The organism is Nitrospiraceae bacterium (assembly GCA_035623075.1).
Classification (GTDB): domain Bacteria; phylum Nitrospirota; class Nitrospiria; order Nitrospirales; family Nitrospiraceae; genus DASPUC01.
In genome coordinates this window covers 37,975-56,775 of the sequence record DASPUC010000049.1, presented here as the reverse complement: position 1 = coordinate 56,775, position 18,801 = coordinate 37,975, and the positions used below count along the sequence as shown (strand labels likewise).

Below are 18,801 nucleotides of genomic sequence, written 5' to 3'. Positions count from 1 at the left end.
ATGGTCTGATCAAAAACCTGCCTCCCCGTCAAGGCGGAGAAGTCGATTTTTCAAGGGCTATGACGTATTCTTCTGCCTGTTCCATAAACTAATCTTTCTTGAGTCAAAGCGGAGAGTAAGACCGGGGCCTATTTATCGCACGGGCGTTGCGTTTGCCTACGACTGGCGTCCGCAATTTGGCATTCAAAAGATATGCTGATTCTGTTGTTTCTGCACAAGACCACATCATGGGAGGGAGACACAGGATGCACATCAGATTCCTGATCGGGTGGGTGGCGCTGGAGGCGCTCGCGGTCGGAGGCTGTGCGGGGCCGTATGACATCAAGGTGCACACAGATTTCAGTCCGTCCGCCGAGTTCTCTGCGTTTCACACATTTGCCTTTTCGGGGATGACGGATAGAGGGCAAAAGATCGGGGCATCTGACAATTCGCCCTTGAGGATGCGGGTGAAAGCGATGGTAGACAAGCAACTCGCCGCCAAGGGGCTCCGGCAGGTCGGCTTGGAAGACCGTCCAGACCTCCTGGTACATTTGTTATTCGGCGTGAATGATGCCGATAAGTATCAGGAAGCCACCTTGGTCGTGAATCTGGCTGAGTCGTCGGAAAAGAAGTTGGTGTGGCGAGCCGTGATCAGTGAAATGGTGGGGGACAATTTGGAGAAGAATTTCGAAATGGTCAACAAGGGAGTTGCCAAGGCATTCAAAGAGTATCCCCCGACCAAATGAAGTGATCGAACGATCCGTACGTTAGTTACCTTGAAGCCTTGGCGCTCAGCAAAACGGCTTAGATGTCAAAACCAGTTGATTTTGACACCCCCCACCGAAGGCGAAAAAACCATAAGGAATTAATTAGATCTGCCAAGCGTCGACTGGAACCTTTTTGGAACCTCCGTTGGTTCTCTCTGTGAATTCTCGTGGGTAAAGGTTCGTACCCCCTTTGAGGGGGTCATGCTTCTTCTGAGGGATTGTACGTAAATGAATTGGAATGTACCCTTGCCGCGCTATTCATGGCTTTTGTCTTCAGACGAAGGTTCAGTGGATGGGTTCTTCTCGGAGTTATCGTAGCCTCCCGTTATCTCAGCCGCGCTTCAGTCCTACCATCATTTCCACTATGTCCTTCAAAAAGTCTCAGTCCATCCGAACGATAAGCTAGAAGGAGGGTGCGCCATGAAAACTCCCGATGGGGTTGGAGAGCAGGGCTGTTTTCACAACTTCTGGGGCACTGGTGCGCAAAACACAAGCAGTCCCGGGATTCTCGTCTTGTCTCGCACGATGGATTTGCTCCATGCGAATCGACGGGCCTTAGAAGTGACCAACCAAAGCGACATGGAAGCGACCACGTCAATCCACTGGGTCCTTCCGAGACCAGTGCGAGAGGTGTGTGCAGAAATTCAACAGGCCTTCGATAGCTACACGAAGACAGGCAGGTGGGTGCCGCTCGAAGTAAAGAAACTAATGAGCAGCCCTGAGCGATGGATCCAGCTTCGCGGATTTGGCTTGCTCGATCGGAATGTGATTGACCACTCACGAATCGTTATCGTGCTGGATGAGATAGGTCCGGCTAAAAAGCAGAGGACCCAGCCATCGCAAATCCACGTTCATCGAAATCCGAACCAGAGCACAGTTGCCAAAGTCGTTGCTGCTCAATAGAGCACAGATGAACTCCTAGCGTGTCGAGCGTCAGACAAAGGTAGATGGGGGCAAACCCAAAAGGAGGACCCTAGTATTACAAGAAGGGCACATGCATGGCACCTCCGGAGATGCCGCCAAGAGTTGATGAGTCGTTCCATCAGGAACGAAGAGACAGTCAACGGCTACCGACGATTCTGTCGTGTCCTTACGAACTGACCCGTGTCTCGGGTACTGACACTGTCGAATTGTCCGAGGGTGCCACGCTTGCTCTAAATATCAGCGCTGGGGGAATGTTGCTCTTGATGCCTCAGTCACCAGGAGAGCGGAAAGTATTTGAGGTGCAGGTACCTTCGCCCACCCCATCAGAGAAGACAGCCAGGTTAGTGGAGGTCTGTTGGACCCGAGAGTTTCCCTTTGGCGTCGACACCAAAGTCCATCTCGTTGGCGTCAAATCCCTCTTCGAACCTCCTGCTGGTCGATAGGTGGCGTCCTCATCACAGGCTTCCCCCCCTTTCTCTCAAGGATGCCTCAGGATCGGACGTTTGAACTTCACTGAGTATGAGAAATTAATGCCGAAGGAAGACCTAGCCAGTAACGGAAAGCTTCTCAGGTGTGCTCATTTTGTGCTCAACCCCCATCTCACTCCAGACAAAGTTCGAAATTTTTCCAAACCTTGGGCCCAATGGGCCTGAGTGCGTTCCTGTAGGCCTGAGGAGGGTCGTGATCGCGCTTTCCTAAACCGCTGCTCCACTGCAGCCTTTAGCAAGTTCCTCGGCGATGCGAATCTGAGAATTGCATACTCTCTCCCTCACGCCGCTGACGCGATTCGCGAACTCCATCTTCACACCATGCTCGGCTGGGAGGGATGAGGGTCGAGGCGTTCGGCATGGCGCCTGACCATATCCAAGTACGCGCTCATGTCCACGCGCGACGGCATTGCGACGTTTCGACGCAGATTTATAGGAGTGCGTGGTAAGGTCGAGACAAGTTAGCAGCAGCGGCAGATCGTCGCATCATGGCGACGCCGACAGTCCACGCCCTCCGCCAGCCGAGACTCTTTACGCCCCGTGGCATTTCTTATATTTCTTCCCGCTTCCGCAGGGGCAGGGGTCGTTGCGGCCGACCTTCTCGTTGCTGCGATGGACGGTTTGGGGTGGAGCAGGTTCTTCGCCACGGTTGAGGGTCAGCCGTAACGGTGGTGGTGCAGAAACCTGGGGAGGCGGCGGAGCTTCGCCTTTGGCGGCTTGAACGAGGAAGAGGCGTTCGAGGCTGTCGGATTTGATGCGTTCCATCATGCCGGCGAAGAGATCGTAGCCTTCCCGCTTGTACTCGATGAGTGGATCTTTCTGACCGTAGCCGCGCAGCCCGATTCCATCGCGCAGGTGATCCATCCCGAGCAGATGGTCCTTCCAATGGTGATCGATGACTTGAAGCATGAACGTCTTTTCGAGAAACCGCATGAGGTCTGACCCGAGTTCCTTCTCTTTTCGCTCATAGGCTTCATGCACATGCTTTTTGAGGTCTTCCACCAGGGCATCTCGTCCGAGCTCGCGAAGTCCTTCACCGCCATCGTTCTTCCCTTGCGTGATATCGAGGCCGAACTGGCCCTGCATCATCTCGGAGAGACCCTTGAGGTCCCATTCCTCCTGGTATTGTTCGGCCGGACAATACACGTTGAGGGCTGAGTCGACGACCCCTGCCACCATGTCGTAGATGTCATCCTTGAGATTGGTCCCGCCCAAGACGGCTCGGCGATGCTGGTAGATGACCTCGCGCTGCTTGTTCATGACATCGTCATATTCGAGCAGCTGTTTGCGAATTTCGAAATTGTGGGCTTCGACCTTCTTCTGCGCGTTGGCGATCGCGCGGGTCACCATGTTGTGCTCGATCGGGATCCCTTCCTCCATGCCGAGCTTGAGCATGAGCTGCGAGACACGCTCTGAAGCAAAGATGCGCATCAAGTCGTCTTCGAGCGACAGGTAGAAACGCGAGGTGCCCGGATCGCCCTGGCGGCCGGAACGGCCGCGCAACTGATTGTCGATCCGGCGGCTCTCATGTCGCTCGGTGCCGAGGATGTGTAACCCGCCGAGATTGACGACTTCCTGTTTATCTTTTTCACAATCGGCTTTGATCTCCTCGTAGACCGCGAGCTTGCGGTCGTCTGGCAGATTCTCTTCCCGGTACAACACCTGTTTGAACATGAAGTCAGGATTGCCGCCCAGGAGAATGTCGGTGCCACGGCCGGCCATGTTCGTGGCAATGGTGACGGCGCCTTTGCGTCCGGCCTGCGCGACGATTTCGGCCTCTCGTTCGTGCTGCTTGGCGTTGAGCACGTTGTGCTTGACGCCGTTTCGGCTCAACAGGCCGGCCAGTCTCTCGGATTTTTCTATCGAGATGGTTCCGACCAGCACCGGCTGGCCGAGTTCATGGCATTCTTTGATCTCTTCGACGATGGCGGCGAACTTTTCCTTTTCCGTCCGATACACGACGTCCGCGTAATCGAGCCGAATCATCTTGCGATTGGTCGGGACCACGTTCACGTCCAGGTTGTAGATCTTCGCGAACTCCGCAGCTTCGGTATCCGCCGTGCCGGTCATGCCGCCCAGCTTCTTGTACATGCGGAAATAATTCTGAAAGGTGACGGAGGCCAGCGTTTGATTTTCGTTGGCGATCTTCACGCCCTCCTTCGCTTCGACGGCCTGGTGGAGGCCGTCGCTCCAGCGCCGGCCTGGCATGAGCCGGCCGGTGAATTCATCAACGATGATGACCTCTCCGTCTTTGACGACGTAGTCCACATCGCGCTTGTAGAGCGCATAGGCTTGAAGCGCCTTGACGACATGATGGACGAGATCCATGTTCGCCGGGTCGTACATATTATCGACGCCAAGCAGCTTTTCGACACGAACGTTACCGTCCTCCGTGAGCGAAGCGGTCTTGGTTTTTTCTTCGATCGTATAGTCCCGCTCGATCTTGAGTTGCGGGATAATGGCATTGATCCGGTAATAGAGATCGGTCGTTTGGTCGGTCGGACCGGAAATAATCAACGGCGTCCGAGCCTCGTCGATGAGAATGCTGTCGACCTCGTCCACGATGGCGAAATTCAGCTCACGTTGCACGCACTGGCTCAGGTCGCTCACGATCAGATTATCCCGCAGGTAATCAAACCCGTACTCGTTATTGGTGCCGTAGGTAATGTCGGCCCGATAGGCTTCCGGTCTGGTACAGGGACGCAAGTGCTGCAGACGCTTGTCGGATGCGTCATAGGTGGGGTCGTACAGGAACGAGGCGTCGTGTTGAATGATCCCCACGGAGAGCCCGAGCGCGTGATAGAGGACCCCCATCCATTGCGCGTCGCGCTTGGCCAAATAGTCGTTCACCGTGACGAGATGGACCCCCTTGCCTTCGAGCGCGTTCAGATAGAGAGGGAGCGTGGCAACGAGCGTCTTCCCCTCACCGGTTTTCATTTCCGAGATGCGTCCCTTATGAAGGATCATGCCGCCGAGCAACTGCACGTCGAAATGGCGCATGGTGAGTTTTCGGCGCGACATCTCCCGGCAGACTGCGAAGGCTTCCGGCAGAACGTCGTCGAGCGTTTCCCCAGCATCGAGGCGTTTTTTGAATTCCTGCGTCTTATCGGCCAGGGCGTGATCGGACAGTGGAGTCAGACCCGCCTCTAAACTGTTGATGCGCGCCACGATCGGCATCAAGGCTTTGATTTCACGGTCGTTCTTGCTGCCGAAGACGAGGTTCAGGAGTTGTGTCAGCATGCGTCGTCTATATATAGATGTTGGGGGGTGCGCTGTCTACAATAGGAAACCTTCTTGGCAGTATACAGCATCTTTTGCATGAATCCTATAATAAGCATATGTCCTCGTGTCGAGTAGCCGGCTTAGCAGGTCTTGCGAGGGTCCTTTTGCGTTCGTATGGGTCACACTCGGTCGTCTTTTGATGAATCACGCCATCTTCAAATTCATGTCGGTCCTCCTCTGCTCTGTGTCCTTTCCGTCGGCGGGTTGGCTCAGGTGAAGGCGGTGGCGACCATGCCGCGCAACGGCGAGATCTTCGGACCACGTTCAGAAGCCGCCCCATTGACTGAACGCTGTCGGCTCACCGACAACCAGATTCGCGTCCGCACAGCACGCGGGGCTATTACCCATTTATTTCAGAAGCCAGGCGTACTTCCGCAAGTATAACGTGTCTCGACTCACAAATGATGTGGTACGAGAACTGGAGGCGATCAAGATCTCTAATTGCTAGAGCTAGCGCGCGTCTCGTAGCCATGAGCCATTAGACAACGCTCGATCGCCTGTTGGTAGGCCTCACGAGAGGACCAGGTGGGATGTGGCACATCCACCGTCCCAAGGACAACCCCACCGGTAGCCGAGCCTCCGGCACCGATCGGCGGAAGCCACCAGCGAGGTTGGATACTCAGCGGCGCCGCCTTGCGGACCTCGCTCTCACAGACCGTCCGATCCTGCGCAGGTGCGGATGATAGGGAAGACTATGAAGCATGGCGGCCAGAGGAACAGGCTGTGATGCATAAGAAGAGAAGGCCGACGACCAGATACTGAAGAAACTGTCGCATGAAGCCCCCGCCATTCCAAACAGACCTTTAACATGTTATCAGTCGGTGATTGGAGGAGCAAAGCCACGGACGTTTGCCGAGAAATCTGGGCCACTATGTTATTGATGAAGAACCATATTTCAGATGGTCCGGTGATCTTCGAGGAGGTTAGTTCCTGGCTTATAACCTCCATGCAACTGTTACGTGGAACACAACAACGCTTCGCTCAAGACGGCCACTGATGGGAGGCCTCTTGACTCTGCTTCCTATACTCCGGTAGGTTTTGCTCCCTAGTTGGGTTTGAGGCGGACAGACATGAACCGTATCCGTACAAAACGAGCACTTGCGAGTCTGTTGGTGCTCTGCGTCGTTTTGGTCGGCGGTGTGGCATCCGCCCAGGCACTGAGCCACGATTCGCAACACGCCCACCATCAGAAAGCCACTCACAGCACCGTTCTCTGTTCCTGGATGTGCGCGGCCGGGCAGGTGCTTGATACCACTTCTCCCCTGTACCTTGTCGAACAGTCACCAATCGCTCGTGCCGAACAGCCGGTAGTCCAGTCAGTACCAACTGTAACGCTCGACATCTCAACGTCCCGCGGCCCCCCCTTCTCCTTCATCATCTAGTCGAACCTGCTCACCAGCAGCCGAGTCGAGAACTGAGCCTTATGCTCGGTCTTTTGTTTCTTCGGTAGGGATCAGGTTCTTCACCTCCCACAAAGAGGTCAACCACATGCGGTTCGTTCAAGACGCATCGCGAGAAGAAGGAAGAGGAGCGAGTTATGGTACACGCGGGCATTCGTGTCAACTTCACCTCGATCATGGCCTTGTTTATGGTCGTAGGTACGATCGCATTCGTTCCCAAGGCCGAAGCATCCTGTGGAGCGGTGTCGTGCTTTGTGACGATCGGCTCTCAGCAACAGGTTTCGCAAGAAGGGATACTGACGGTGAACGGCATATACAACTATACACCGATGCGGACGATACCCGGAACGACTGGAATCATCCCGGGCGTCGACACGCCTAATCAGCAGCTGATTCTGAATCATCATCAGGAGACCAGGACCATCACCCAGACGGTCACGGCAGACCTCAATTATGGCATCACAGAACGGTGGGGACTCGAAATTACAATTCCCTATTTGATGCGAACACATCATCACATTGATGACCTAGGAGAACCTCCGAATGGCGAAGGACAGGCCACCACGTTCTCTTCCGACGGCATCGGGGATATCCGGGTAGGCCTGAAATATAACGTGCTGCCCACGCTGAGGAGCATGGTCGTCGTCGGATTTGGCGTGTTCTTGCCAACCGGCACCACCAATGCGGTTGACAGCACTGGCACATTGATGGAGCCGACCACTCAGCTCGGACGAAAACAGTTCGGCTTGAACCCCACGCTCTATCAAACATACGAATTGATCCCCCATCGTTTAAACCAGTTTGCCTTTGCAAGTTATCGGCACACCTTCGAAAACAGTGAGGGATATCAGTTCGGGGATATGTGGGAATTTAATGGCGGGTTCAATCTCATCACGGTGCCGTGGTTGGTGCTGTCCACACAGTTCAATTACCGATATATCGTCCACGATACATTCAAAAGTTCGCTGTACCGCTCAGCACAACCATCAGACGGACCTGCTCTTTTCCCCGGTGATCCGATCTTGATTGACCCCAACGTGAGAAACCGGCGGGTCCCCACTACTGGTTCCTCGTTCACCGCATTCACACCGGGTTTTCAGCTCAGCCTGGCTGAACTGATTGATTCACCTTATACGAGAGCGACCTCGGTGTATTTCTACTCGTCTATTCCAATCGCGAGAGATTCCAATAACAGTTTGGCGCAAGGAACCAGTTTCGTGGCCGGGATTTCACGCTCGTTCCGATTGTCGAACCCATAGGAAGCGAAGCGGTTAATGTGAAGGAGGCTGACATGAGATCGAGGAGAATTATCAGTGGGCCAGTGGTGATCGTGCTGCTTCTTGTGATGGTGGCCTGGCCCGCTTTCGACGGCTGGAGCATGGGCTCGCGCGTTCCCGCCATCGGGATGGAGGTGGAAGATTTCCAACTCACAGACTTGGAAGGCAAGCCGCAAAGCCTCAGCCAACATCGCGGCAAGATCGTGCTTCTGAACTTCTGGGCGACCTGGTGTAAGCCCTGCACGACTGAAATGCCGGCAATGCAGGCCAGCTTCGACAAGCTCCGCGAGAAGGGATTCGTCGTGCTGGCGATCAACGAATTGGAAGACGATGCCAAAGTGCGCGAGCACATCAAGACCTACGGCCATACGTTCACTGTCCTGATGGATCGGGACAACCAAGTGGCCAACCAGTTCGGCGTGTACGGTCTTCCCGTGAGCGTGTTCATCGATCAACAGGGGCGTGTTCAGGAATACATCAAGGGAGGATTGCTGACCGAACAGATGATCAATGACGTCGTAGCGAGAATTCAGAAGCAAGAGCCGGTGAAAGCGGCCTCTCTTCGATAGCGAATGATGGCCAGTGTGATTCGACAATTCTGAATGGAGAGGAGTGATCGGATTCGCCATCGATTCGTTTGCGCGCGATTGGCGACCACAGTCGGATGATGTCCCCCAGCGCCGTTGAGTAAGCGCTCATGATTGATTTCGTCGTCTCGCGCCGTTTATAGTCCGGCTGGCTGTTTCGACTGTGAGGGCGCGCATGGGGGGTTCGACGGAGGGCCAATCTGTCAGGCAGGTCGTCTTGGTTTATCCCGTTCTGCTCCTCTCACTCTTGAGCGGTCCTATCTGTCTTGCAGCATCTCCCACTCAGCAGGATTTGGCTCAACGGCAGTTCGAGCGGGGGCTGGCGCTGTTTCACCAGGGGGAGTTGAAAGGCGCGACCGAAGCGGCCAAGAAGGCCATCGAGTTAAACGCTTCATCCGCCGAGGCGTACCACCTGCTGGGCCTCATTTATTTCAAAGAACGAAAACCGGCTGAAGCGGCTGATGCGTTCTCGCACGCCGTGAAACTGAAGCCGACGTATTCCGAGGCGTTGAACGATCTTGCCGATGTATACCTGGCACAGGGGAAAGCGGCCGAGGGGGAGCGAACGCTGACGCGCGCGATTGAGGTCGATCCGCGGCATGTGGACTCCTATCTCAACCTGGCGAAGTTATATGAGCAACGGCGTGACTATGGCGCCGCCGCGAAAACCTATCAGGCTCTTCTGTCTGTACAGCCGGATCAGACCAAGGCCCTGTTCGGTCTCGCCAGCCTCTATGATACGCAAGGGGACAGTAAAGCAGCAAAAGAAACGGTGAGTCGGTTGCTGAAGATTGATCCGACCGATGCTGATGCCTGGTACCTGAACGGACGGATAGCTGAGAGACGAAATGATCTGGTCGAGGCCGCCTATTCTTACAAACAGGCGATTGCAGCGAAACCGGATTTCGTGGACGCTCATTATAACCTGGCCTTTATCTATCAAAGCCAAGGCCAACCGCGGGAGGCTGAACGGGAATTTCTGGAGGTGATCCGGTACCGTCCCGAGTATGCTGAAGCGCATATGAATCTCGGTGTACTTTACACGAGTCTCAATCGACTGGACGAGGCGGAACAGGCCTATGAACGAGCCGTGGCACTCAAGCCGGATTATGCGGAAGGCCATTACAACCTCGGGGTGTTCTATGAACTCCATCGCAAAGATCTTCCCCGCGCGTTAGCGCAATATCATAAATATCGTGAGCTGGGTGGGCGAGACGATCGGGTGGAGCGGATTATCGGTTCGGGGGGACGATAGCTCGAAGGGTTCAGGCCGAGGTCTAGGCCCAGGAAGTCACGCGAAGGCGTAACGCTCGACGTCAGTCTCAACCTGAGCCCTTGGCATTAATCACCTGTTTACCAGTAGGGCCAGGGACGCCAGTAGGGACCCCAGTATGGGCCCCAATAAGGACCGGGGCCGTAGTAGGGCCGTATCCGAGGGGTGGCCTCGTCAATTTCCGCCCATATCTGTAGATTCTTGATGTCAATCACCGGATAGACATAATCGACTTCATCCAACGGCATGGTGACGGAGCCGGTCACGTCGCCTGTCACGGTGACTCTAGTGCCGTACGGCAGCGTCGCTGGATCCAGAAAATCCCGGTGGATGGCTAAAAAACGTCCTTGTGATTGTGTGAGGTTCATTCCGGGACGAGACGATTGATCGAGCGGTAGTTGCAGAATTTCGATCCTGGTTCCCTCTTTCAATCTCTTGGCTGTGAGAACTTCTCCTCCGAAGACAACGGATTGGCCTTTGAAGGAATCCGGTGCTGCTTTGAATTGCGCGAAAGAGATTTGAGGCGTGCCCCCTGCTGTGTCCTGACCCTCATTGTATGGGGTGGCACATGCACCGGCAGTGAGGGACAAGGCCACGAGCATGACCCGCCAAGGTCCGGACATGGCCGGCATTATACCAAACAGCACGCAGATGATGGCTTTCGATATAATGAGACGGGTTTGATCACTGAGGAAAGGAGTGCTGCATGGGGACGATTCTTTGTGTCCGAGGTCTGGTCTCCGTCATCGTCTTATCGGTTATCGGTTTGCTGGGAATAGGACTCTCGCAAGCTGCGGTCTCAGAAGATCTTAAAGGCAAGTTCGAATTCTTGAAGGATGAGCCCTCGATGCACGAGCGCGGCAAGGTCAAGCTGTTCGAGTTCGCCGACTTTTATTGTCCTCACTGCCACCACTTTGAAGAAGCCGGTCTCCCGATGCTCCAGAAGGAATTTGGAAACAAACTGGATGCGACGATGGTCGGGTTTCCTATATTTCAAAACAAACTCCCGACGCCGTTCGACATGTATGAACAGGCGAAGATGATGGGGAAGGGAAAGGAAATGAAGCAGGTTCTCTTCCGCACGATTCACAAGGACAAGATGACCGGTGTGTTGGACCGTTCGATACGGGAAGTTCTGATCAAAGAAGTCGGGCTGGATCCGAAGGCATTTGAAGACGGACTCGCCAGCGGCAAGCCGGCAAAAGTGTTTGAGGAAGGACGGCGCTGGGGCGAGCGAATCAAAGTCCAATCCACGCCGACGTTGTTGTTGGACGGGAATATCAAGATTGAGGGGAACAATATGTCAACGGAGAACATCGTCACCGTCATCCGGAGCATTCTCGATGCCGATGCAAAGAAGTGAGAATAATTGGTCGCGGACGACGCCCTCCTCGTTCCCAGAGTCGCACGATAAAACGGTGTTCGCTCAATGGGCGCAGTGGAGATCATCGGCCCGCGCCCGCCAAGGTAGGGGATGTGGAGTGGCTGAATCAGCATGGTGATCGATCCCATTTGCGGTATGACAGTCGACCCGGCCACGGCTGCCGGGAGCCATGAATACAAAGGCCAACGGTACTACTTCTGTTCCTCGTCCTGTCTCGAGCGATTCAAGGCCGACCCCGAACGGGCTTTAGCTCGTTCGTCTCCGAGCCTCCTCACGGTTCCCTCCTCGAAAAAACCGCTTCCTATGATGATGCCGCTGAGTGGGACGGAGCAGGCCGGCGAAATCGACCCGGTGTGCGGCATGACGGTGCAGCCTGCAACGGCTGCCGGATCATACGACTACCGGGGGAAGACTTATTATTTTTGCGCGAAGAGCTGTCTCGACAAATTTCGAACGAATCCCACGCAGTACCTCACTCCACGCGATCAACGAACATCTCCAGTCATGTCGGCTCCATCTGGCGGAACCATCGACTATATCTGTCCGATGGATCCGGAGGTCGTGGAGTCGCAGCCCGGCGCGTGCCGGATATGCGGGATGGCGCTCGAGCCGAAAATGGTTTCGCTCGACGACGCGCGCAATCCCGAGCTCGACGAGATGGCACGACGGTTCTGGCTCTGTCTCGGCCCCGCGATCATCACCATGATCATCACGATGTCCGACATGGCCCCCGTTCCCCCGATTCTGCAGTCGGTTTCCCGATCAACGATGAATTGGGTTCAGTGGCTGTTGGCCACTCCGGTCGTGCTCTGGGGAGGATGGCCTTTTTTCGAGCGCGGGTGGACATCGATCGTGAAAAGGGCGCCCAACATGTTCACGCTCATCGCCATCGGAACAGGGACGGCCTATTTCTACAGCACCGTCGCGACATTCGTCCCTTCCCTGTTCCCGGCAGCCGTCCGACAGCCCGATGGCTCAGTCCCGGTGTATTTTGAAGCCGCGGCCATAATTACGTTGTTGGTTCTTTTAGGCCAGGTCTTGGAGCTGCGCGCGCGCAGCCGAACGACCTCGGCACTTCGATCGCTCCTGCAGCTGGCACCGAATACGGCGAGACGCCTGTCGCCGGATGGTCAAGAGATCGAGGTGCCGCTCGACCACGTCCAGGTTGAAGATCGCCTTCGTGTGCGTCCCGGCGAGCGCATCCCGGTCGACGGGAGCGTAGTCGAAGGGATGACGGCTGTTGATGAGTCGATGATGACGGGTGAATCGATTCCGGTTGAGAAAACGGTCGGGTCTCGGCTGATCGGCGGAACCATCAATAATACTGGTACGGTGCTGATGCGGGCGGAGCGCGTCGGACGAGAGACGCTGCTGGCGAGGATTGTGCAGATGGTGAGTGAGGCGCAGCGCAGCCGAGCACCGATTCAGCGAGTGGCCGATATGGCAGCAGGGTATTTTGTGCCGACCGTCGTGGCGGTTGCCCTGTTCACGGCGGTCGCGTGGCTCTTGTGGGGGCCTGAGCCGAAACTCGCGCATGCAGTCGTGAGTGCCGTCGCGGTACTCATCATTGCCTGTCCCTGTGCCCTGGGCTTAGCGACACCGATGTCGATCATGGTGGGAACAGGGCGCGGCGCGACCGCCGGCGTGCTCGTCAGACACGCAGAGGCGTTGGAAGTCTTCGGTCGGGTCGATACATTGGTCGTGGACAAGACCGGGACACTGACGGAAGGAAAGCCGGCACTCGTCGCGGTGCGCTTCGTCCCGCCTTGGACTGATGTTGATCTGTTGCGTCTGGCTGCCAGCTTGGAACGCAGCAGCGAACACCCGCTTGCTGCGGCAGTGGTGGAGGGAGCTGCGTCACGAGGGATCACGCTGACGACGGCCCAGCAATTTCAATCGGTGACGGGTAAAGGTGTGAAGGGAATCGTCGAGGGAAAGCGGCTCGCGATCGGAACCGTCGCATTCCTGCAGGAGGTCGCCGGCGTATCCAGCCAGAGCGTCGTTGCGTTGAACGATGAGGCTGAACCGCTGCGTCGTGAGGGACAAACCATCTTGTTTGTGGCGGTCGAGGGCCAGGCGGCGGGACTGCTCGGCGTCGCAGACCGCATCAAACCCTCGACACCAGAAGCCATTGCATTCTTCAAGGATGAGGGCGTTCGCCTCGTCATGGTGACAGGCGACCATCGCGAGACAGCGGAGGCGGTGGCTAGACAGCTCGGCATTGGCGACGTCATGGCGGGGGTATTGCCGGACCAAAAAGGACGCCTCATTCAGCAGCTCAAGTCACAAGGCCACGTCGTAGCGATGGCGGGGGATGGTATCAATGACGCACCAGCCCTGACGTTGGCCGATGTCGGGATCGCGATGGGAACCGGAACGGACACCGCGATTGAAAGTGCAGGGATGACGTTGGTGAAAGGGGACTTGCGGGCGCTGGTGCGGGCGCGCAGGCTCAGCCAATCCACCATGCGGAACATACGACAGAATCTGTTTTTTGCATTTCTCTACAACGTCCTTGGGGTGCCGATCGCTGCGGGAGTGCTCTATCCGGTGTTGGGAATGCTGCTCAGTCCCATGATTGCCAGCGGGGCCATGACATTCAGCTCCGTCTCCGTCATCTTCAATGCCCTCCGTTTACGCCATGTGGAATTATAAGTGCACCTCTTCCCCACGCATGCTAGGCTATAGCAGCCGTTGAGTGGTGATTGGGGTATCGTGAGACACTTGCGATGAAGATGCGCATTATCCGGATCGCTTTCCTGCCGTGGGTCATGGCCGCATGGTGTGTCTGGACTATTTGGAGTCCGGCCATCGCACCGGCCGGTACACGACTGCTCCCAGTATCTGTAGCGAATGATCTTCAAGGGCAGGTGAAAGCCACCGCTGCGAAGGTCATCCCTGCGGTGGTCAGTATCGCCTCGACCGTCATGGTCCGCGACCAAGCGTTCAGTGATGAGGCGTTGCCGTTCGGCATGTTCAAAGAGCCGCCCGCCCGCCGTCAGTATGGGCAGGGATCAGGGGTCATCGTGTCGCCGGACGGCTACATTATTACCAACAACCATGTAGTCGCCGAAGCCGTCGACGTGGAAGTGATCCTTGCCGATCGTCGGCAATATAAGGGGCGTGTCGTCGCGACTGATCCGAAAACCGACGTTGCGGTCGTGAAGATCAATGCCACGAATCTGCCCACGGTCGCCTGGGGAGATTCGAGCAATCTGACAGTGGGCGACTTCGTTCTGGCCATCGGGAATCCACTCGGCCTCAGCCGAACCGTGACGTTTGGAATCGTGAGTGCCGTCGGTCGCGCCGATGTCGGTGTCGCAGACTTCGAAGATTTCATCCAGACCGATGCGCCGATCAATCCCGGCAACTCCGGCGGGGCACTCGTCAACATCAAAGGCGAACTCGTCGGAATTAATACCGCCATCGCGAGTCCGACGGGGGGCAGCGTCGGCGTGGGGTTTGCCATTCCCAGCAACATGGCGCGGGCCGCCATGCAGAGCCTGATCAAAACGGGACGAGTCGTCCGTGGATTCCTGGGTGCTTCGACTCAAGACGTGACCCCGCTCCTGGGGAAGATCTTTCGCCTTCCCGATGTGAAGGGAGCCATCGTGACGGATCTCCAGGCCAAAGGGTCGGCGGAAAAAGCTGGTCTCAGACGAGGCGATGTCGTGGTTCGGTTCGATGGACGCGATGTGATGGATAGCGGCCAGCTCCGCAATTTAGTGGCAGCGTCGGCGATCGGAAGCCGGCACCGGCTCGATATTGTGCGTGACGGCAAACCGATGCAGGTTGAGTTGGTCGTGCAGGAAGCGCCTCGGGAACGTACCAAGAAGAGTCAATCTGACGCGACCTCTGCATCGACGGCTCATCCGCTGGCGGGGGTTGTCTTCGATGAAGTGACCCCACCGCTCGCGCGCCAAATGGACCTCTCAGTCAACAGCGGTGTCGTTGTGACAGATATTGAAGAAGGCAGCCTTGCCGAATCCTCCGGTCTTCAACCGGGGGACGTGGTCCTCGAAATCAATCGCCAACCGGTAAAAGACTTCGCATCGTTTCAGCGCATTGCCGATCCGTTGAAACCCAATGATTTGGCTCTTCTCCTGGTCTTGCGCCAGGGCAACGCGCTCTATGTCCCCATTCAAGGCGAGTAGCTCGATCCTCTGGTCCGGTCGTCTCCCCGGTCAATAAGAAGACGTATGGCTGATGGTTGACGGCCGCAATCTTGTCGTGCTACAAAACTCAAAATCGTGCTATCAAAGAGCGAGGCCACTATGAAACAACTCGTACGGTTCGGGGTGTCGTTGGATCATCATCTGCTAGACGATTTCGATCGACACATTCAGCGCCGAAAGTACACCAACCGGTCGGAGGCTTTGCGGGACCTCATCCGTGACAACCTCGTCGGCCAGGAATGGAATGAGGACAAGGAAACGGTCGGGACGATCACATTCGTCTATGATCATCACGTCCGCGATCTCACCAGAAAGTTGACGCACATTCAGCACGATTTCCAAGGCCATATTATGGCCGGGATGCACGTGCATCTCGACCATGACCATTGTCTCGAAGTGTTGGTGGCCAAAGGCAAGGGGTCTGAAATCAGAAAAGTGGCGGATGCGCTCGTCAGCGTGAAAGGTGTGAAACACGGCAAACTCACGATGACGACGACTGGGAAGGGGCTGGTCTAGGCGATGCAGGTGTGCGTCATCGACGGGCGAGGCGGAGGGCTTGGCTCCCGGCTGGTTGCCGGCCTTCAGACTGAACTGGGGAACACGCACCATATTGTCGCGTTGGGCACCAATACCATCGCCGCGGCGGCGATGAAACGGGCCGGCGCAGCAGACGTCGGCGTCGGGTCACGCGCCATTACTGAAACAGTGCCTGCAATGGACGTAATCGTCACGTCATTGAATTTTTTGCTGCCGGGCGCCATGCTCGGCGAAGTTACACCGGAGATTGTCCAAGCAATTCTGGGCGCACGGGCCAAGAAGGTTCTGTTGCCGGTCAATCGGGCCAGGCTTGAGATCATGGGAATCCAAGGTCAAACCATGGATGGCTTGATCGATCAAACTATCTTCCGCATTCGGACTCTTCTGCAGCAGGCTTCGCTCGTCTGAGCGGGGCCTCTTTTTGATACCGCTACTGGCAGACCATGAGGGTCTGGGTTGGCTGCGAACGCAGCCGAGACAGGCAGCTCTAAAGATTTGTGCCGGTTTGTTCAGTGGTGCGGACCCGTGAATGGAAATAAATACGTGATCAAGCGACAACAAATACCGACGCGATATCTAGGAATTGGATTCTGTTTGCTTAGCGTCTGGCTCTGTATCCCTTATAAGATTCAGGCGGAGGACTCCCCGAACCCGGAGTCGGACAATCAGTCACGAAAGGAACTTGGCGAAGAATCAGACGTTGCCATCACTCTTCCTGAAGTGATTGTGTCCGCTGAAAAGGCGCACGCGTATCGAACTGAATCAAGAACGGCTGTGACATCGGATGCAGCGGCCTTGCCGGCAGCCACTACCATTCTGGATGCGAATGATATCCGACGGACACCTATTGTGAACAGTTATGTCGATTTGTTCCGTCCGCTTCCCGGATTTAACGTGAACAACTTTGGTCAAGGCGGCATCGGCAATGGCATCGCGATTCGGGGCTTCACGGACTTGGAGCATGGACGCGATGTGGCCTATTTCATTGACGGGGTTCCGATCAATGAAGTGTCCAGCATCCATACGCCGAACTATGCTGATCTCAATATTCTGATTCCTGAAACAGTCGATCGACTAGAGGTGATTCGAGGACCGTTCAGCGCCTTGTACGGGGACTCGAATTTAGGGGGGTCGGTAAATATCGTGACAAAGCGGTTTGACTCGGATGGGGAAGTGAAAGGCTATGGTGGGTATTTTAACACTGGCCGTGGAATCGTGACGTATAGTCAACCCCGTGGACCAGAAGGCACGATCGTGCCCTATTTGGCAGCTGAGGGATATACGACCGATGGATATCGGGACAACCAAGGGTATCGACGCTACAATCTGTTCGGCAAAGCGACCGCACCGACCAAGTTTGGAGACTTCACGCTGCGAGCCCAATTCTATGGTGGCGACTGGGGCGCGCCGGGGTACATCAACCGGGACTTGGTGGCCTCGGGGCAGTTGAGCCCCAAGACGGCCGTCAATCCGACTGATGGAGGCAGTAAAGAATTGCAAAACCTCATCCTGAACTATGCATTGGGCGATCTGGACCAGGCCTTTACGATGACGGGCTTTGTGACGCACGATTACTTTATCCGCTATGCCGATTTCGGCGGTGGACAGCGGGGACAGAAGGAAGACCGCACCACCATCGGATTTACGCTCAGAAAAACCTGGACCTCTCGGTTATTTGATCTCATGCCTGCTCAGGTCTTCGTGGGAACGAATTTTCGAAACGATTCGGTAGGCGCGACTCAAATGCCAACTGTCGGTCGCGTACAGAGCGGCCCGGATGTCGTGAATCTCAATTATACAGAGCAGGGTTTGGGTGAATATATCCAGGCTCAACTTCAACCACTGCCATGGATCAAGCTGACCGGCGGCACCCGGTACGATCATTTTTGGTATAACGTCGACAATCATCTTCCCAGCACAGCAGGTACCATGCCTGACACGGGGGTTTGGAGTCCAAAAGCTGGTTTGGCGCTGACCCCAGTCTCGTGGCTGGAAATCTTTGCGAATTACGGCGAAGGATTCCGATCGCCGAGCGCCGCCGATAATATTGTGAGCGCCACGGCCATCAAACCGATCAAACTGCGAAGCCGAGAAGTTGGCATCCAGCTCCAACCATCTCCTCGGGTGAAATTTTTGGCCGATCTGTGGTACACGACGCTCAGCCAAGAGGTTTTCCAAGCCGCCCCCGGACTGGACCCCCAGAACCTTGGGAGTTCGATCCGCGAAGGATACGATATCGAGGCCCGTTATTACGTTCGCCAGGACAGGCAGGGCCAAGCCTCCGTGTTTCTCAACTATACCCAGATTCGTGCGGTTCTCACGGACCAGTCTCAGGCTCATGCGGTATTCGTCCCCAACGTACCAGCCTATATCGTCAAGATTGGCACCGATGTTGATGTGCCCATTGGGGGTCAAGACTCTCCCCATCGTGGTGGTGGGCAGTTGTACCTAGAGCTCATCGGGAAAAAGAATTTGACGGAAGACGGGATAATAACCACCTCGCCATACCAACGCATATCCGGGCGGGTGTTTTATGGTCACCAGAGTGGATGGACGGGGTTCGTCGACCTGATCTGGTATCCGTCGGACCGGTTGAGTGAAACGGCCGTGAACTTTGGGAATCCGACAGGCGCCACCTCCGCGGATATTTTCGTCAACCCTCAAGCTCCATTTGCGTTGATGGTCGGCGCAAGTTACCGATTCAAGACCGGTGGGTGAGGAAGGATTT

The 18,801-nt window shown here is 55.8% G+C and carries 15 protein-coding genes; 13 read left to right on the top strand and 2 right to left on the bottom strand.

Annotated features, from left to right (window positions below; genetic code table 11):
* The first annotated feature begins 245 nt into the window (after positions 1-245).
* Positions 246-725: a DUF4136 domain-containing protein gene (locus VEI50_14385; protein ID HXX76313.1), complete on the top strand. Its 480-nt coding sequence runs from the start codon at positions 246-248 to the stop codon at positions 723-725.
* Positions 726-1,166: 441 nt separating this feature from the next.
* Positions 1,167-1,649 (top strand): hypothetical protein, encoded by a 483-nt coding sequence (locus VEI50_14380; GenBank protein ID HXX76312.1) that lies wholly within the window; start codon positions 1,167-1,169, stop codon positions 1,647-1,649.
* Between the two features lie 1,040 nt (positions 1,650-2,689).
* Here VEI50_14380 and secA read toward each other — a convergent pair.
* Complete coding sequence (gene secA / locus VEI50_14375; GenBank protein HXX76311.1) at positions 2,690-5,398, bottom strand: preprotein translocase subunit SecA; 2,709 nt, start codon at positions 5,396-5,398, stop codon at positions 2,690-2,692.
* Between the two features lie 156 nt (positions 5,399-5,554).
* Between secA and VEI50_14370 the strand changes: the two genes are divergently transcribed.
* The 5 genes from VEI50_14370 to VEI50_14350 all read left to right on the top strand — a co-directional run bounded on the left by VEI50_14370 (position 5,555) and on the right by VEI50_14350 (position 9,959).
* A complete protein-coding gene (locus VEI50_14370) occupies positions 5,555-5,824 on the top strand; it encodes a hypothetical protein (protein HXX76310.1) in 270 nt (89 codons plus the stop codon).
* A gap of 686 nt (positions 5,825-6,510) precedes the next feature.
* Positions 6,511-6,822, top strand: a complete 312-nt coding sequence (locus VEI50_14365; protein ID HXX76309.1) for a hypothetical protein — start codon at positions 6,511-6,513, stop codon at positions 6,820-6,822.
* A 155-nt stretch (positions 6,823-6,977) separates the two neighbouring features.
* On the top strand, positions 6,978-8,099 hold the full coding sequence (locus VEI50_14360) for a transporter (GenBank protein ID HXX76308.1): 1,122 nt from the start codon (positions 6,978-6,980) through the stop codon (positions 8,097-8,099).
* A gap of 32 nt (positions 8,100-8,131) precedes the next feature.
* A complete protein-coding gene (locus VEI50_14355; GenBank protein ID HXX76307.1) occupies positions 8,132-8,686 on the top strand; it encodes a TlpA disulfide reductase family protein in 555 nt (184 codons plus the stop codon).
* A 193-nt stretch (positions 8,687-8,879) separates the two neighbouring features.
* Positions 8,880-9,959, top strand: a complete 1,080-nt coding sequence (locus tag VEI50_14350; GenBank protein HXX76306.1) for a tetratricopeptide repeat protein — start codon at positions 8,880-8,882, stop codon at positions 9,957-9,959.
* 98 nt (positions 9,960-10,057) lie between these two features.
* On the opposite strand, the gene VEI50_14345 is transcribed toward VEI50_14350, so the two are convergent.
* Positions 10,058-10,600 (bottom strand): Slp family lipoprotein, encoded by a 543-nt coding sequence (locus VEI50_14345; GenBank protein ID HXX76305.1) that lies wholly within the window; start codon positions 10,598-10,600, stop codon positions 10,058-10,060.
* A gap of 83 nt (positions 10,601-10,683) precedes the next feature.
* Between VEI50_14345 and VEI50_14340 the strand changes: the two genes are divergently transcribed.
* The 6 genes from VEI50_14340 (at position 10,684) to VEI50_14315 (ending at position 18,791) form a co-directional block, all read left to right on the top strand.
* Positions 10,684-11,340, top strand: coding sequence for a thioredoxin domain-containing protein (locus VEI50_14340; protein HXX76304.1), 657 nt, complete (start codon positions 10,684-10,686; stop codon positions 11,338-11,340).
* Between the two features lie 132 nt (positions 11,341-11,472).
* Entirely contained in the window at positions 11,473-14,016 is a 2,544-nt protein-coding gene (locus VEI50_14335; protein ID HXX76303.1) for a heavy metal translocating P-type ATPase, read from the top strand.
* Positions 14,017-14,090: 74 nt separating this feature from the next.
* The gene (locus VEI50_14330) at positions 14,091-15,515 is read left to right on the top strand and encodes a Do family serine endopeptidase (GenBank protein HXX76302.1); all 1,425 of its coding nucleotides are present in this window, start codon (positions 14,091-14,093) and stop codon (positions 15,513-15,515) included.
* Between the two features lie 120 nt (positions 15,516-15,635).
* A complete protein-coding gene (gene nikR, locus VEI50_14325; GenBank protein HXX76301.1) occupies positions 15,636-16,052 on the top strand; it encodes a nickel-responsive transcriptional regulator NikR in 417 nt (138 codons plus the stop codon).
* A 3-nt stretch (positions 16,053-16,055) separates the two neighbouring features.
* Positions 16,056-16,481, top strand: coding sequence for a DUF3842 family protein (locus VEI50_14320; protein ID HXX76300.1), 426 nt, complete (start codon positions 16,056-16,058; stop codon positions 16,479-16,481).
* Positions 16,482-16,598: 117 nt separating this feature from the next.
* Positions 16,599-18,791 (top strand): TonB-dependent receptor, encoded by a 2,193-nt coding sequence (locus VEI50_14315; protein ID HXX76299.1) that lies wholly within the window; start codon positions 16,599-16,601, stop codon positions 18,789-18,791.
* The last annotated feature ends 10 nt before the right edge of the window (positions 18,792-18,801 follow it).

What these genes read in the sequence shown, in the direction of transcription:
- VEI50_14385 (HXX76313.1), top strand. Translation starts at nt 246, where the DNA reads ATGCACATCAGATTCCTGATCGGGTGGGTGGCGCTGGAGGCGCTCGCG.
- VEI50_14380 (HXX76312.1), top strand. Translation starts at nt 1,167, where the DNA reads ATGAAAACTCCCGATGGGGTTGGAGAGCAGGGCTGTTTTCACAACTTC.
- secA (HXX76311.1), bottom strand. Translation starts at nt 5,398, where the DNA reads ATGCTGACACAACTCCTGAACCTCGTCTTCGGCAGCAAGAACGACCGT.
- VEI50_14370 (HXX76310.1), top strand. Translation starts at nt 5,555, where the DNA reads ATGGGTCACACTCGGTCGTCTTTTGATGAATCACGCCATCTTCAAATT.
- VEI50_14365 (HXX76309.1), top strand. Translation starts at nt 6,511, where the DNA reads ATGAACCGTATCCGTACAAAACGAGCACTTGCGAGTCTGTTGGTGCTC.
- VEI50_14360 (HXX76308.1), top strand. Translation starts at nt 6,978, where the DNA reads ATGGTACACGCGGGCATTCGTGTCAACTTCACCTCGATCATGGCCTTG.
- VEI50_14355 (HXX76307.1), top strand. Translation starts at nt 8,132, where the DNA reads ATGAGATCGAGGAGAATTATCAGTGGGCCAGTGGTGATCGTGCTGCTT.
- VEI50_14350 (HXX76306.1), top strand. Translation starts at nt 8,880, where the DNA reads ATGGGGGGTTCGACGGAGGGCCAATCTGTCAGGCAGGTCGTCTTGGTT.
- VEI50_14345 (HXX76305.1), bottom strand. Translation starts at nt 10,600, where the DNA reads ATGTCCGGACCTTGGCGGGTCATGCTCGTGGCCTTGTCCCTCACTGCC.
- VEI50_14340 (HXX76304.1), top strand. Translation starts at nt 10,684, where the DNA reads ATGGGGACGATTCTTTGTGTCCGAGGTCTGGTCTCCGTCATCGTCTTA.
- VEI50_14335 (HXX76303.1), top strand. Translation starts at nt 11,473, where the DNA reads ATGGTGATCGATCCCATTTGCGGTATGACAGTCGACCCGGCCACGGCT.
- VEI50_14330 (HXX76302.1), top strand. Translation starts at nt 14,091, where the DNA reads ATGAAGATGCGCATTATCCGGATCGCTTTCCTGCCGTGGGTCATGGCC.
- nikR (HXX76301.1), top strand. Translation starts at nt 15,636, where the DNA reads ATGAAACAACTCGTACGGTTCGGGGTGTCGTTGGATCATCATCTGCTA.
- VEI50_14320 (HXX76300.1), top strand. Translation starts at nt 16,056, where the DNA reads ATGCAGGTGTGCGTCATCGACGGGCGAGGCGGAGGGCTTGGCTCCCGG.